The 16,357-nt window shown below is 34.6% G+C and carries 12 protein-coding genes and 1 rRNA gene; 6 read left to right on the top strand and 7 right to left on the bottom strand.

The window, feature by feature from the left end; genetic code table 11:
* Positions 1 to 266: 266 nt before the first annotated feature.
* The 4 genes from porV (at position 267) to FDM27_RS15380 (ending at position 4,819) form a co-directional block, all read left to right on the top strand.
* The gene (porV, locus tag FDM27_RS15365) at positions 267 to 1,469 is read left to right on the top strand and encodes a type IX secretion system outer membrane channel protein PorV (protein WP_071183893.1); all 1,203 of its coding nucleotides are present in this window, start codon (positions 267 to 269) and stop codon (positions 1,467 to 1,469) included.
* 75 nt (positions 1,470 to 1,544) lie between these two features.
* Positions 1,545 to 2,027: a cytidine deaminase gene (cdd, locus tag FDM27_RS15370; protein ID WP_140487788.1), complete on the top strand. Its 483-nt coding sequence runs from the start codon at positions 1,545 to 1,547 to the stop codon at positions 2,025 to 2,027.
* A gap of 145 nt (positions 2,028 to 2,172) precedes the next feature.
* On the top strand, positions 2,173 to 3,171 hold the full coding sequence (gene pdhA, locus FDM27_RS15375) for a pyruvate dehydrogenase (acetyl-transferring) E1 component subunit alpha (RefSeq protein WP_035659309.1): 999 nt from the start codon (positions 2,173 to 2,175) through the stop codon (positions 3,169 to 3,171).
* Between the two features lie 7 nt (positions 3,172 to 3,178).
* Positions 3,179 to 4,819: a dihydrolipoamide acetyltransferase family protein gene (locus FDM27_RS15380; RefSeq protein ID WP_140487792.1), complete on the top strand. Its 1,641-nt coding sequence runs from the start codon at positions 3,179 to 3,181 to the stop codon at positions 4,817 to 4,819.
* Positions 4,820 to 5,037: 218 nt separating this feature from the next.
* On the opposite strand, the gene FDM27_RS16125 is transcribed toward FDM27_RS15380, so the two are convergent.
* From FDM27_RS16125 to FDM27_RS15390, 3 genes are all read right to left on the bottom strand, one after another.
* Positions 5,038 to 5,181 carry a hypothetical protein gene (locus FDM27_RS16125; RefSeq protein WP_181161686.1) on the bottom strand — a complete coding sequence of 48 codons (144 nt, stop codon included), beginning with the start codon at positions 5,179 to 5,181 and terminating at the stop codon, positions 5,038 to 5,040.
* 198 nt (positions 5,182 to 5,379) lie between these two features.
* On the bottom strand, positions 5,380 to 5,673 hold the full coding sequence (locus tag FDM27_RS15385; RefSeq protein WP_140487794.1) for a hypothetical protein: 294 nt from the start codon (positions 5,671 to 5,673) through the stop codon (positions 5,380 to 5,382).
* A gap of 27 nt (positions 5,674 to 5,700) precedes the next feature.
* Positions 5,701 to 6,942: a glycosyltransferase gene (locus tag FDM27_RS15390; RefSeq protein WP_140487796.1), complete on the bottom strand. Its 1,242-nt coding sequence runs from the start codon at positions 6,940 to 6,942 to the stop codon at positions 5,701 to 5,703.
* Positions 6,943 to 7,049: 107 nt separating this feature from the next.
* Between FDM27_RS15390 and FDM27_RS15395 the strand changes: the two genes are divergently transcribed.
* Together FDM27_RS15395 and FDM27_RS15400 are read left to right on the top strand one after the other, a co-directional pair.
* Positions 7,050 to 7,631, top strand: a complete 582-nt coding sequence (locus tag FDM27_RS15395) for a tRNA-(ms[2]io[6]A)-hydroxylase (RefSeq protein ID WP_071183897.1) — start codon at positions 7,050 to 7,052, stop codon at positions 7,629 to 7,631.
* Positions 7,632 to 7,685: 54 nt separating this feature from the next.
* The gene (locus FDM27_RS15400) at positions 7,686 to 10,427 is read left to right on the top strand and encodes an AsmA-like C-terminal region-containing protein (RefSeq protein ID WP_140487798.1); all 2,742 of its coding nucleotides are present in this window, start codon (positions 7,686 to 7,688) and stop codon (positions 10,425 to 10,427) included.
* A gap of 130 nt (positions 10,428 to 10,557) precedes the next feature.
* On the opposite strand, the gene FDM27_RS15405 is transcribed toward FDM27_RS15400, so the two are convergent.
* The 4 genes from FDM27_RS15405 to rrf all read right to left on the bottom strand — a co-directional run bounded on the left by FDM27_RS15405 (position 10,558) and on the right by rrf (position 16,353).
* Complete coding sequence (locus tag FDM27_RS15405; protein ID WP_140487800.1) at positions 10,558 to 10,989, bottom strand: hypothetical protein; 432 nt, start codon at positions 10,987 to 10,989, stop codon at positions 10,558 to 10,560.
* A gap of 190 nt (positions 10,990 to 11,179) precedes the next feature.
* Complete coding sequence (locus FDM27_RS15410; RefSeq protein WP_140487802.1) at positions 11,180 to 11,659, bottom strand: hypothetical protein; 480 nt, start codon at positions 11,657 to 11,659, stop codon at positions 11,180 to 11,182.
* Positions 11,660 to 12,163: 504 nt separating this feature from the next.
* Positions 12,164 to 15,736: a LamG-like jellyroll fold domain-containing protein gene (locus tag FDM27_RS15415; protein WP_140487804.1), complete on the bottom strand. Its 3,573-nt coding sequence runs from the start codon at positions 15,734 to 15,736 to the stop codon at positions 12,164 to 12,166.
* Positions 15,737 to 16,243: 507 nt separating this feature from the next.
* A 5S ribosomal RNA gene (gene rrf, locus FDM27_RS15420) occupies positions 16,244 to 16,353 on the bottom strand.
* Positions 16,354 to 16,357 lie beyond the last annotated feature (4 nt).

Below are 16,357 nucleotides of genomic sequence, written 5' to 3' on the forward strand. Positions count from 1 at the left end.
ATTATAATCGCTTCTTTACTCAAAATAAACGCAAATTTATACTATTTATTATTTATTCACATACTTAATGCTTTTTTTTTACTCTTTTGATTTCTTTATTAAACATACAACACAAGCAAACACAATATTATCCAAAAACAGCAGTTATAATTATCTATGAGTCAAAAACTAAAAAACAGTAAATTAAGTTGCAAAAACTAAAAAACTAAAAACTTGCAACTTTTTAATAAAACACTATATTTGTTCTACTAATTACCCTCTAACCAATGAAAAAAACAATACTTTTAACCCTTTCTTTGTTTTCTATTTCGCTGATCCAAGCCCAACAAAGACCCATCACAGTAGCAGTTCCTTTTTTATCTGTTACTGCTGACGCAAGAGCCGCGGGTATGGCCGACATAGGGGTAGCCACCTCTGCGGATGCTTTTTCGCAACAATGGAACCCTGCCAAATATGCTTTTGCCATTGACAAACAAGGTGTCAGCGGCAGTTACACACCCTACCTAACAGGTCTTGCTAACGATATTTCATTAGGACAATTTACTTATTACAACAAAATTTCTGACCGTAGTGCTTTTGCAGCCAGCCTTCGCTATTTTGGCTTTGGAGACATCGAATTAAGAAGAACAGGAGAACCTGACGAAGCATTTGCAACTGTCGCTCCTAATGAATTTGCCATCGATGGATCTTACTCACTTAAACTAAGTGAAAAATTTTCTATGGCTGTTGGCGCAAGATTCATTCATTCTAATTTAAAAGTTGCAACCGACAATGGAGACGCTACCGCAGCGAGTTCCTTTGCAATTGATATAGCCGGTTTTTACCAATCGGAAGAAATAGCATACAACAGCTTCAACGGAAGATGGAGAGCCGGATTCAACATTCAAAATCTGGGACCAAAAATCAGCTATGATAATGACGAAATTAGCTCTAACTTTTTGCCAGCCAATTTAAAACTAGGAACGGGTTTTGACTTTATTTTAGACGATTATAACAAATTAGGATTAAACGTAGAACTCAACAAGCTACTTGTACCTACCCCAAAAGTAGGATACGACAATAACAGCGGTACTTACACAGGTACCGACATGAATGGTGATGGCGTTGTTGACAATACAGACTTTAGTTTATCCAATAACGAATACAGAAGAACCGGATGGTTTTCTGGTGTTTTTAAATCTTTAGGCGATGCTCCTGACGGATTTAGCGAAGAACTAAAAGAAGTCATTTATTCCGTAGGTGCCGAGTATTCTTATCAGGATGCCTTTGCTATGCGTATGGGGTACCATCATGAGAACACTAACAAAAGCGGATTACGATATTTTTCTCTTGGAGCAGGTTTTAAATACACTTCATTAAAAATCGATTTATCTTATTTATTCTCTGCCTCTAAAATCCCAAATCCTTTGGAAAACACACTCCGTTTTTCATTAACACTTAATTTTGGAGACAAATACGAACAATACTAATTTTCAACAAAAACAGCATACCAAAAATCCAAATTTCCATTTAAAGAAATTTGGATTTTTTTTACTCAATATACAATGGAAGAAATTATCATTACAAGTAAATTCATCACTTACAATTCTACAGAAGAGTTACCTAATGAAATTCAAAGCCTTTTCGAAAAAGCAATACAAGCTCAAAAAAGCGCTTACGCTCCTTATTCGAAATTCAGGGTTGGGGCAGCCATTTCTTTAGACAATGGAGAAATAATTTTAGGAAGCAATCAGGAAAATGCCGCTTACCCTTCCGGTCTTTGCGCAGAAAGAGTCGCATTATATCAGGCTGCATCAAATTTTCCGGAGGCAACAATTTCAAAAATAATCATTACAGCCTCACCCGAAGCAACAGGAATTACATCACCAATTACACCCTGCGGTGCGTGCCGACAATCTATAGCCGAATACGAGATTAAGCAAGACAGTCCAATTGAAATTTATTTCATGGGAGAAATAGGTAAGATTTACAAATCGGAATCTTTAAAAAACTTACTTCCTTTAATATTTAACAAAAAACTGCTCTAATAAACCTAAAAATTAGCTTTATAATTTTAGTTCTTAATTGGAATGTCCTATTTTTGCATTTCGCAAATTCGACCTTATAAAATCAATTTGCAAAAAAAGTACTAATTGACAACACAATAAAAACTTTAGTAAAAGAACACTTGAGATGAAAGAAGTTACAAAAGAAGTATATTTAAAGTGGTATGAAGACATGCTGCTTTGGAGAAAGTTTGAGGATAAACTAGCTGCATTATACATACAACAAAAAGTTAGAGGTTTTCTACATTTATATAATGGTCAGGAAGCCGTACTTGCAGGAGCATTGCATGCAATGGATTTAACCAAAGACAAAATGATTACTGCTTACAGAAACCACGTTCAGCCAATTGGTATGGGTGTTGATCCTAGACGTGTAATGGCTGAGTTACTTGGAAAAGCAACAGGAACTTCTAAAGGAATGGGTGGATCCATGCACATTTTCTCAAAAGAGCACCGTTTTTATGGTGGACACGGTATCGTTGGAGGTCAAATTCCAGTTGGTGCAGGTTTAGCTTTTGGAGACAAATACTTCAATACAGGAGGAGTTACAATGACCTATTTTGGTGATGGTGCTGCTCGCCAAGGTTCTTTACACGAAGCTTTCAACATGGCTATGTTATGGAAACTTCCAGTAGTTTTTATTGTTGAAAACAATGGTTACGCTATGGGAACTTCTGTTGAAAGAACAGCAAACCATACTGATATCTGGAAATTAGGTTTAGGATACGAAATGCCTTGTGGACCAGTTGATGGAATGAACCCTGTAAAAGTTGCCGAAGCAATGCACGAAGCTATCGAAAGAGCTCGTCGTGGAGACGGACCAACTTTCCTAGAAATGAAAACGTACCGTTATAGAGGACACTCAATGTCTGATGCTCAATTATACCGTTCTAAAGAAGAAGTAGAAGAGTACAAAAAAATCGACCCTATTACTCAGGTATTGGACATCATTAAAGATAAAAAATACGCTACCGATGCAGAAATCGAAGCTATCGACGAAAGAGTAAAAAACTTAGTTCAGGAATGTGTTGATTTTGCTGAATCTTCTCCATATCCAGAACTTGAACAATTATACGACGTAGTTTACGCACAAGAAGATTATCCATTTACACCTCATAAACTATAAAAATATTATGGCGATAAAAGTAACAATGCCTCGTTTGAGTGATACTATGACGGAAGGAACGGTAGCAACTTGGCTTAAAAAAGTAGGAGACAAAATTAGCGAAGGAGATATTCTTGCTGAAATTGAAACTGACAAAGCAACGATGGAATTCGAATCTTTCAACGAAGGAACACTTTTACATATTGGAATTCCGGAAGGAGAAACAGCCCCAGTAGATTCATTATTAGCAATTATCGGAAACGAAGGTGAAGACATTTCTGCTTTACTTTCTGGAGATGCTGCACCAGCTGCTGCCGCTCCGGCTGCTACTGAAGCTAAAAAAGAAGAAACTGCTGCTCCAGCTCCAGCTGCTGCTAAACCAGCCGCTTCTTTACCAGCTGGTGTTGTAGTTGTGACTATGCCTCGTTTGAGTGATACAATGACTGAAGGAACAGTAGCTACCTGGTTGAAAAAAGTAGGTGATGCTGTTGCTGAAGGTGACATACTTGCTGAAATCGAAACCGATAAAGCAACTATGGAATTCGAATCTTTCAACGAAGGAACCTTATTATATATCGGAATTCAGGAAGGAAATACAGCTCCTGTTGATAGTCTTTTAGCTATCATTGGACCTGCAGGAACAGACATCAGCGGAATTGCTGATAACTATGTTGCTGGAGGATCTACTCAGGCTGCTCCTGCTGCCGAAGAAACTAAAGCTGCGCCAGCTGCTGAAACTGCTGCACCAGTTGCTCAGGAAGCTGCTGCTGACGGAGGAAGAATTATAGCTTCACCATTAGCTAAAAAAATTGCTAGCGACAAAGGAATTCAATTAAATCAAGTAAAAGGTTCTGGAGAAAACGGACGTATCGTAAAAAGCGATATCGAGAACTTCACTCCTGCTGCTGCCGCCCCACAAGCTGCTGCGCCTGCAAAAGCTGAAGCCGCTCCTGCACCAGCCCCAAAACCTTATGTTCCAGCAGGGCAAATTGCAACTGAAGAAATCAAAAATTCGCAAATGCGTAAAATCATTGCGAAACGTTTATCTGAATCATTGTTTACTGCGCCACATTACAATTTAGTAATTGAGGTAACAATGGACGAAGCAATGAAATCAAGAGGAATTATCAATAGCGTTCCGGACACCAAAGTATCTTTCAATGATATGGTAATTAAAGCTTCCGCATTAGCTTTGAAAAAGCACCCAAAAATCAATTCACAATGGTCTGCTGACGCTATCACTATCAACTATCATGTAAATATTGGTGTTGCTGTTGCTGTTGAAGACGGTTTAGTGGTTCCTGTACTACCATTTACAGATGGCATGAGTTTATCTCAAATTGGAGCAAGTGTAAGAGATTTGGCAGGTAGAGCTAAAAGCAAAAAATTATTACCATCAGAAATGGAAGGAAGTACGTTTACTATTTCTAACCTTGGAATGTTTGGTATCACTGAATTCAATTCTATCATCAACCAACCTAACTCTGCAATCCTTTCAGTAGGAGCTATCGTTGAAAAACCAGTGGTTAAAAACGGTCAGATTGTTGTTGGAAACACGATGATGTTATCTCTTGCTTGTGACCACCGTACTATCGATGGAGCAACTGGAGCACAGTTCTTACAAACATTAAAACAATACATTGAAAACCCAGTGACAATGCTTGCATAATTACTGATTTTGTATAAAACCAAAAACCCGTCTTGTATAAAAACTTGACGGGTTTTTTATTTCATTTGGGCATGTCCCCGCTTCCATTATCATTACAGCGCGGTCGGGCTGTTCGCTATATTCCCGAATATGAAAAACTACGGTAAAAACCTTGTTTTTCTATTTCGGGAGATGCCGCTTCCATCCCTCATGCAATTATTGCAATAACAATAAAATATTTATTTTACCACACCTTTTAAGTTATCAGGAACTTCGTTAAACGGGGTTTTATAAATCATGTTATTGTATAAAGACAATTCCTGCCAATCTTCCAATTTATAATAATCTTTGATATTCTTACCCGAACGGTGTAAAAATTCCATAGATAAACGCATTTCTATGGCTTCATAATCAAGAGCTGTATTTCCTTCTAAATGCCTTACTTGATCGTACGTTGCCTCAAACCTTTTTCTAGGCGAACCATTTTCAAAATAATCCCAATGAGTTGCTTCATCTTCATAATAATGAACTTTAAAAACCCTTGCTCCAAATCCTCTAAACGCAGGAAGTCTTTTTTCATATTAACGTAATGAAACTTCCCCTTTTACTGTGTAGATTTTTTTGCGTATCGCCCATAATATGTCATCTACAAACAAAGGACCTGTTAATGGTTCTGACTTTAAAAAATCTTCTTCTTTATAATCTTCTTCTTTTTGAACAATATAATTATATGAATAAATGATTAAGTGAAATGTAGTAGATAAATCATATTCTGAAAGATCACACATATTAATCACTTTTACATAAGTATAACCCAGATTATGATTTAATGTAACTTGAATAACTGTTCCACTATTTAATGTTTTCTTTGCCATAAATTACATTTAAAAAATTTCAATTAACTATTTATTCTTCTCTTCGATCCATTTCGACATATACTTAGTACTTTTCAAAGTATGATGTTGCAGCAATTCTCCCATAAAATTATTCAAACGATGTTGCTTTATATTCGTAACTAAAAACTCAATTTGCGTAGTAAAATCTTCTTCAAATGAATTCCTCAAATAACGCTGGTTCATTATTTCAACTCCATTTTTTTGAGCTTGAATCCAGGTAGCTGCATCCTGATACAATTGCACTGCTTTATCAGCAAAATGTTGCGGATTATCTTCAACAAAACCATTCCACGGTAAATCGCCCTGCATCGATTCAGCACCAATAGAAGTTGTAACACTTGGCGTTCCGCATTGCATTGCTTCTAGTAATTTTCCTTTTATCCCGGCGCCAAAACGCAAAGGAGCCAAAACAACAGCTGCTTTTTTAACTACATCATTGGCATTTTCTGCACGACCAAGAATCAGGAAACCTTCTTTAACATTATTTAATTGCAAAACTTTTTGAGAAGGATAAGCACCATAAATATTTAAAATAGCTTCAGGCAATTGTTTTTTAATTAGTGGCCAAATCGTTTCTTTCAAATACTGAACCGCATTCCAATTAGGCTCATGAAGAAAGTTACCTATAAAAACAAAATCTTTTCGTTCTTCAAAAGAAGGCAATTTCGCTAAATCAGGAATTGCATTCGATTCTAATAAAAGAGGCAAATAACACAATAAGCTTTGATCAATTTTAAAAACAGTTGTCAATAATTCGATTTCATATTCGGAAATCATCAACGACAAATCACAACGTAAAATACTGGCGATTTCACGCTTCGCAACTTCTTCAACTAATAAATCCGAGATTTGAAATTCTCGTTTTTCCTTAAATGCTTTTTGTCTAGCTAATCGCAAACAATGCAAATCCTCAGTATCTAGAATTCGTAAAGCATTTGGACAGTTTTCGGTAACACGCCAGCCAAATTGCTCCTCAATCATAAATCGATCAAATAAAACTACAGAAGGATTCAACTCCTTTATAAAAATATCAAAACTGGAATTATTCAATTCAATTGATTCTTTTTGAACACCAAATTCACTCAAATCAATCATAAAATCACTATCCTGAGCCGGACTTGCAAAAGTAATTTCAAAGTCCTGCTTTTGAAACAAAGAAATCAACTGCATCATCCTTCCTCCTGCAGCAGAAGAATTAGGCTCAGGCCATACAAAACCAATTATTAAAAGCGATTGCATCTGATTCATATCAACATAAAATTTTGTCACAAAATAATACTAAATTTATCGTTAATCCTCTCGTTTAGACAAAAATCACTAAAATAAACATTAATTTTGCATAAAATTATAATGATATGTTAGGATTAAAGTTAGCCACAGATCCAAGATGGGTCAACATTGTAGAATCTAATATCGAAGAAATTTTAACCGACCATGCCTGGTGCGAACAAAAAGCAGCTTCTAACGCTATAAGTCTTATTACCCAAAACTCTGAAAAAGAGGAATTGGTCACTGAATTAGTGCTTATTGCCCAAGAAGAAATAGAACATTTTAAAATGGTTCATGACCTTATCAAAGAAAGAGGACTCACTTTTGGACGTGAACGCAAAGACAGCTACGTTAATGAACTATTCAAATTCATGAAAAAAGACGGAAGCCGTAATGATGCTTTGTGCGAGCGTTTGCTTTTTTCGGCTATGATTGAAGCCAGAAGTTGCGAGCGTTTCAAAGTATTATCAGAAAACATCAAAGATCCAGAATTAGCTAAATTCTATCGTGATTTAATGATAAGCGAAGCAAACCACTATACTACTTTTTTAGGCTTTGCCCGAAAATATGCCGACAACGTTGATGTGGATAAACGCTGGAAAGAGTGGATTGAGTATGAAACTTCAATAATTACAAACTACGGAAAGAACGAAACCATTCACGGATAATAATTTATTCTAAAAAACGTTCCTAACCTTATTTCTCATATAACTTTCAGTATCATGTCTCAAAAAAAAGCTATATTTTTTAAAATCTTAAAATATATAGGAATCACGCTAATCAGTTTATTGGCTTTTATGTTTATTGCTCCTTATATTTTTGCAGATAAAATTAATGCTGAAATAAAAAAAGTAGCCAATCAAAAACTAAATGCTAAACTGGATTACTCTGAATCTAACGTATCTTTTTTCAATCATTTCCCATCGCTAACTGTAAGTCTAGATAATTTCAAACTCAATGGTTCGGCTCCTTACCAGAATGAAAATCTAATTACTGCTAAAGAAATTGCTTTTGGTATCGATGTACCAAGTCTAATTTTTGGAAAATCAGTCAATATCGACAAAATATTTCTTTCTAATGCTGACATTAATGTAAAAGTCAACAAAGAAGGATTTGCAAATTACAACGTCTATAAAGCTGACAAAACTAAAACAACTAAAAAAGAAGAGGACAGCTCCTTAAAACTGGAGAAAATCGAAATAACCAACAGTAAAATTGTTTATGACGATTTATCGACTAAACTCCACTTTGACATTTTTGGTTTTAATTATATAGGAAAAGGCGATTTAAGCAAAGCTATATTTGATTTATCATCTAAAGCACAAATTGAAAAACTCAATCTTTTGTATGATAACGAGCCTTATTTGATGAACAAAAAAGTCAATGCCGATTTGATTACCAAAGTAAATGTAAACTCGCTTTCATTAATTTTTGAACAAAATGACCTAAAAATAAACAATCTGGTTGTTGATTTTAAAGGAAAATTCGATTTCCTTAAAGAAGGTTACAATATGGATTTTATCCTAAAAACCACAAACAGTAACTTACATGATTTCTTTACTGCTTTTCCTCCAAAATTCATCACTTGGCTTGAAAAAACGAAATTAACCGGAAAAACAGACTGTATATTATCCTTAAAAGGAAATTATATTGCCTCTAAAAATATTGCGCCAAAATTGGAATTGGATTTTAAAATCAAAGACGGAAGTATCAATTACAATCAAAGTCCGGCCACTGTAACCAACTTAGATGTTGATTTTGATACGCAATTGCCTTCTTTGAATCCTGATTCGCTTATTGTAGATTTAAGAAACCTATCGCTCAACATTGATAAAGAATCTTTGAAAGCAAAATTATACAGCACAGGAACCAATATTTTAGATATTAATGCTGCGCTTAACGCCAAAATAGATCTGGAAAAACTAAATCGAGCAATCGGAATTCCTGATGTTGAATTAAAAGGAATGCTAGTTGCTGACGGAACTTCCAAAGGAAAATTCGATAAAAAAAACGGATTATTTCCTGTAACAAATGCCGTTATCAACTTAAACAATGGTTTTCTAAAAACGAAATATTATCCAAATCCGATAACGAATATTGGAATTGTTTCTACTATTTCGAATCCTAAAGGTACTTTCGAAGATTTGAAAGTAGTTTTACAACCCGCACAATTTACTTTTGAAGGGAATCCGGTTTTTGTAAAAGCCAATTTGAGTAATTTTGACAATCTTGTGTATGATGTTACTGCCAAAGGGACTTTGGATATTGGTAAAATCTACCAGGTTTTTTCTCAAAAAGGACTCGATGTTGACGGTTTCATCAAAGCCGATTTAGCCCTAAAAGGGAAACAAAGCGATGCCGAAAAAGGAAACTATTCGAAACTTAAAAATAGTGGAACGCTTGAAATTAGAAACATCAAATTAGCATCTGAGTATTTACCAAAAACATTTCTTATAAAAGAAGGGATTTTTAAATTCAATAATGATAAGATGCGTTTCAATACTTTTTTGGCTTCTTATGGACAATCTGATTTTCAATTGAATGGTTATTTGCAAAATGTATTCAATTTCATGGCTTCAAAAAAAGGAGTTTTACACGGTTCTTTTTCTATGAATTCTAAATACATCAATGCCGATGAATTCATGTCGAATACCACTACAAATACAACCGAAACAACTACAAGCAATAATCCAACTGCTGCTAAAACAGAAACAGGAGTTATTATTGTTCCGCCAAATTTAGATTTGCATTTTACAGCCAATGCGCAAAAAGTGAATTTCAACGGATTGGAACTTAAAAATGCAAAGGGAAGTTTGAACATGAAAAACGGCTTGCTTAGCATGCAAAATACCGGTTTTGATTTAATAGGTTGTACTGTTGCTATGAACGCTACTTACAAAAGTATCGATTCTAAAAACGCAAGATTTGAGTATCATATTAAAGCAAACGAATTTGATATCAAACGCGCTTATAAAGAAGTCAAACTCTTTAGAGACATGGCCAGTGCTGCCGAAAAAGCACAAGGAATTATATCTTTAGACTATAATTTAAAAGGTCGATTGAATGCTAATATGGAACCTGTGTTTCCATCATTGTTAGGAAATGGAGTTATCTCTGTAAAAAACGTCAAAATGTACGGCATGAAAATGTTTGGTAGCGTAGCTAAAAAGACCAATAAAGAAAGTATTAAAAACCCTGAACTGAACCAAGTAGATATTAAGAGTTCTATTAAAAACAACATCATTACTGTAGAACGATTCAAGTTTAAATTTGCCGGATTCAGACCCCGAATTGAAGGAACTACCAGTCTGGATGGAAGATTAAATCTTAAAATGAGACTCGGTTTACCACCACTTGGAATCCTTGGAATTCCATTAACCATAACAGGAAATAAAGACAATCCGAAGATAAAAATAGGACGACAATCTGAAGATTTAGAAGAAACCAAAGATAGTATTCAGTAAATTGTTTCTTTTTAGAAACTTTTTTAGAATACTCGAAATATGGGATTTCAGCGATTTAGTTTAGCTAGAGTTCATTGTTACTTTTGAGTACAATGAAACTCTAACTTTTTATGGTAGTGCTTTTCAGCTTCTATTCATCTTCGTCAAAAATATTCCCAATTCTTTCTTCTTCGTCATCTTTGTATGTATGCAATAGAGTAGTTTCATAGCCAATTGCATTAATAAGTTTCTCAAAAAAAAGATTGACTTCTTGATTTTGAATTTCCGTATTTTCTGATAAATTCTGCTTGTCAAAATATAAAATCCATTGCGTTTCTTGGTTGTCAAATTTTAGTTTTCCGCCCAAGTCTTCATTTGGATAAATGTCAAAATACCAACGTGGGTTTTCTTTTATGAATTGAAAATAATAGTAGTCGTAATTGAACGCCGAAATTGAAGTGTCATTTCTTTTATATACTTTTCTATATTCATAATCATTTTTAAGAAATTTGTTTATTCTTTTAACAAGCTCTTTTTCGTCTTCTTTATTACAAATTATTCCATATTCTGCACGTACTATCATAAATATCTATTTTTCTTTCATCTTGTTTTTCATTGTCTTTATCCGTTACTCACGCATTACCGCTAACACTCTGGTAATAAATCGGGTTGCCACTCGAGCAATAGCAAACAGGCGAAGCGAATCATCCCAAATACAAACCAATTTTTCCATTAAGCCAAATCCCCAAATCCGTTGTAGCTGTTACCAGCAGTTATTTTTTCTTCAATCTTGTTACTAGATTATTTAAGCTTTTTAATTCAACAGAAGGAAAATCACTAATTATAATCGAAGAATCACGAAACATAATTCGATTAAATATTCCACTATGACTTGGATATTCTTCTTTGTTTAATTTTGTTTGACAGAGTTCGTTTATGCTTTCGAGAATCAATTCGTTTTCTTCTTGAGTTAGCTTAATTCGATTAATAGATTTTGTTATTTGAGGTTCTTTTCCGTTTTTACAATTTTTCGTTTTTTCAATATAATCGACTAAAAGTTGCCCCTTTAAATCATCCCTATAAATCGTAAGGATTTTTTCATTTCCGCCCCATTCTCCGCATTTATCATCAACAGTAAGAATCTCTAATTTGTTAACGCGATTTATATAAAGTAATGGATTTGGTTTGGATTCTTTTTTACACGCAATGAGTAAAAAAAATATTCCTATTGAAATTATAAGTTTGTCTTTCATAGTATAATTGCTGGTAACTTGTATATAGTCGAAACAAACCTTCGCCAATCTATCCAATTTTGGGTGTATATACGAAGGTTTATTTCGCTTTATTTTATGCTAATATATAAATAAATCTTACAAAATTTCTACTTCTGTATAATTTCTCTTAAGGTTTCGAGCTGGATTCGCATTTTCCGGATGTGATTGTGTAACATAAGCAAATATGTTATTTAGCTACCATAAACCCTAAAAAAGACAAAAAGGGACTTAAAAACACCCTATAACGTACTTAAAAAAGGTCTTTTAGTACTTAAAAAGTCCCCTTATGGTATCTATAAGGGGACTATTTAGTCCTAAAAAGAATCTATCAGCCTACCTAAAAAAGGCAATACAGGACTAAAAAAAGGCTTTTTAGGACATTAATAGCCCCTATAGGGGAGTTTTTATACCCTTTTTAGGCATAAAAAAGCCCCATTTGTTCAATGGGGCAGTTAAAATTAGCTTGGCTTTTTTACAATTTCATTATTTGATTAATAATTTCACATTGTTGTTTAAATCTTCGCCTGTAATATTTAGAATATAAACTCCCGGCATTTTTCTATCGGTAAAATGTATTTTAAAATTGCCTTTACTATTACCATTGCTTTCTAAAGTTTTTTCGAAAATTTTATTTCCACTATTATCCATCAATGTAGCTGTAATATTTGGAGAATTATAATTCGGAATATTAATATTCACTTGTTCTTTTACAGGATTTGGATGTACAACAATTTCATTTGTAGTTATTCTAAAACTCCACACATCACCTGTTGTTGTTCCGTAATCATTTGTAGCATCTACTCTCCAGTAATAATACACTCTGGAAGTTAAATCCGAAGGCAATTGATAAAATAAATTCTCTGAATAAGAAACATCAGTCAGTGGGCTTAGATTTTCCGGATCAGTTCCAAAATATACCGTGTACTTTGTTGCATCTATATTTCCTTTCCAGGCTAAATTGAAATTTGCTACAGGCAACTCTAAAAAGTAAGATCCATTTTCCGGAGTTGGATTAGTCGCTTTTACCGGTGCCGGAGCAGCTTCGGTAACAACCTCAAATACTTCGCTGTAATTAGACGAATCCGTTTTGTTTATTGCTTTCAATCGATAGTAGTATTTAGTACTATGAACTACATTTGTATCGGTATAAGTAGTTGTATTAGCAGCAAGTTCTGCAATTTGATCAAAATCAATACCATCCAATGAACGTTCTAATACAAAATTAGCTTCATTATTTGAATTGTCATTCCAATTTAAAATAGCTGTAGTTGAAGCTAGCGGAGTTGCCACAGTGTTCGTTTCGAATGTTAGATTAGATGGAGCGTTGATAACTGTTGTGTTGTATATTGCAGCAATTTCAGCAGCCGATAAAGCGTAATTAAATACCTTTAACTCATCTAATTTTCCTTTGTAAGGAGCAGGAGCTGTTCCTACAGCTAATTCAAGTGTACCAATATTTCCAAGAATCAAATCAGTTGGTTCACCAATACCGGTTACTCCTGTTTCGTCAAGTTCACTCTGAAGTACGCCATTCAAATACAAACGCAATTTATGGGCAGTAACATCTCGCATTACAACAACATGTTCCCAGTTTCCAGTGTAGAATCTTGAACCTACTCCTTTTAATTCTTTTTTAATAACATCATCATCTATAGCAAAGCGAAGTTCGCCACTTTTGAATTCAATATTATAACGTTTACCTGTTGCTCCAGTTGTAGCGTTTTTTGTAAAAGAACCTTTGCACAACAAATAAGCAGAAGCTGTTGAACCAGTTGGTAGCAAACTAGGTGCCGCATTCATCCAAAATGAAATAGAAAATGAATTCTTATTTAAATAAATCTGATCTTCATTTGGAATACTTGCCATATAATTATTGCTCTTTGATGTCGAAAAATTAAGAGCATTATTAGCTTTCCCTATAATTTTTACTGTCGAATTATCAAAATCTGAATCTAATTTTCCATTATTACTATAATTTGACAAGTCGGCAATTTCATCACCTTCTCCGGCAGCTTCTTTAAATGGCCAATGCCCCACCATGTTCAAAGGAAATTCAGAAATTGTTCTAAAACTCCATACGTTCCCAGTTGCTGTACCTTTAACATTTGTTGCATCTACTCTCCAATAATATTCAGTTCCTGAATTTAAACCAGACACTGAATAAGAAGGGCTAGCAACATAATTTACGTCGGCTACTTTGTTAAGGTTCGAAGGATCTGTACCAATATAGACTGCATAAGTTGTAGTATTACTACTTCCAGTCCATTTTAAGATAAGACTTCCATTAGTTGGCTCAGCATAGTTAAATTCGTTTGTAGGGTTCGGATTAGCAGTTTTAGCTGGTGCCGAAGGAATCGCTGGAGTTGTAACAGAATTCACATCGCTATAACTTGAAGATTCTGTAGCAGTAATAGCCTTTATACGATAATAATATTTAGTATTAGGAACTAAACCCGCATTAGTATATGTAATTGTATTTGCAGCAACTTGTGCAATTTGCGTAAAGTTTGTTCCATCGATTGAACGTTCAATCACAAAATTAGTTTCATTATCTGAATTGTCTTTCCAATTTAAAACAACTGTACTCGAAGGAGGAGTTTCAACTGAACTAGCATTAAAAGTAATTGCTGTTGGAGGAATTATAAAATCAGGAGGCGTCTGATTTGTTAAGCCATTAATATAAACTTCAATATTCAAATAAGGTGCCTGCGTTGTGCTTACTGCCAAAGCATCAGCACTATTTTTATTCAATCCATTTGCATCTTCCCAAGCATCCGGCATACCATCATTATCAGTATCTAAAGGAGCTGGTGCGCCATAAACATGTCCTGCACCATCATTTACAAAACCAAACTTTGAAGTTAAATCTGATTGAACATAAACATAAGTTGCAGTTGTTCCTTTCGACAACAAATCGGAGATCATTAAATTATCAACTTGATCACGTCTTGGATATGAAGCTCCCACGCTTGAAACTATTTTATCAAAAGCCCCTTGAGCTGTAAGATTTGGATTCTTCATTGGATAATCATAAGGATTTGGCAAAATACTTGCTGCATCCCCGGTTGGATAACCAGTTAGATCTTGAGGAACTAGTGTTCCATCTAATATTCCGTTTCTATTATTGTCAAAATAATTCCCGGCACCATATAAAAAGAAATTAGCATTACCTCTGTTAAAAGGTGTAGAAACAGAAGTACTTGTATTAGGACCTCCAATAAAATAATTATTGATAATATTCACATCAGAACTTCCTGCAGAATCTCCTCCCATAATATAAGCATCTCCAGATTCACTATGTCCATAAGTATTTCCATAGTTACCCCAATTATAAACAACGTTGTTTACAAACTCATTAATTCCTTTTATTTTGTTATTACGAGTCTTATTACAGATGTATAAATTTCCAATTAAACTAATCTTACCACCTGCCGAAGGCTGAATTAAACCGCCCGCAGAATGATTATGACGGTGCAATCCCTGACCGATAATGGAATTCTGAATAGTTATATTATCAGGACTCGTTCCTTTACTATCCCAGTTAATAGAAAACACTTCGTCAGTTCCCCAGGTAAAAGTCATGTGGTCGAAAATCATATTCGCTCCATTTGCTAAACCGGATGCATCTTGATTTTGAGCAGTTCCCCCATAGCGAATACGAAGATAACGGGCTATAGTATTACTGGCCCCTGTAAATGTGACTCTTGGTCCCAAAAAAACAATTCCCTCTCCTGGTGCTGTTTGTCCTGCAATGGTGGTGTTCTTTGCCACAACAATCTGAGATTGTAAGTTAACAATACCACCGACTTTAAATATCACAAAACGACCTTCTTGACTTACCGCATCACGAAACGAACCTGGGCCGCTATCATTCAAATTGGTAACTAAATAAATTTGAGGATTAGCAGCACCTCTTGCTCCAGTGGTAAACCTTCCAAATCCTGTAGCCTCTGGAAAGGCTAATGTTTGGGAACATAAATTCCCAGAACTCAATACAAGTCCGCAAATCATTAAGGCTTTTGGGACTTGTTTAAAAAGTAAAGTTTTAAATTTCATAAATAAATAGTTAAGGTTGGTTATTCCAAAACTATAACTTTAACATTTTATTAGTATCCTGCGCCGTCCTGTACTGGTCTGTATCATTAAAACCAATTATGAAAGACACAAAGAAATAAAATAAAATCCCATGAATAAGAATATTGATAAAATAAGACCTCACAAGCTAACAAGCTCAAATCTATGATCTAAGCCACACAAACTGGTCTGGTCAAATAATTAGAAAACAATTATATTTTGGAATAAAATAGCATTACTAATTTTGCACATAAATTAGGTATCAATCATTTTTTATAATTGATTCGTTTCCTATTATCTCTTGAACAAATATCGATAATACTATAAAACAAAAAATCCTATCCGGTTGGATAGGGTTTTCAAAGACTCGAGGACGTTAGTCTAAACTGAACGAAGCTAAATACGACATTTGATATTAAGAGGAGTAAGTCCGATAGACTTGAGCTATAAAAACAAAAAACCCTATCTGATTAGGATAGGGTTTTCAAAGAAAGGCGACGACATACTCTCCCACAAAACTGCAGTACCATCTGCGCAGGCGGGCTTAACTACTCTGTTCGGGATGGGAAGAGGTGAGCCCCGCCGCAATAACCACCTTAAGGT

It is taken from the genome of Flavobacterium sp. GSA192 (assembly GCF_006386525.1).
GTDB classification, from domain to species: domain Bacteria; phylum Bacteroidota; class Bacteroidia; order Flavobacteriales; family Flavobacteriaceae; genus Flavobacterium; species Flavobacterium commune.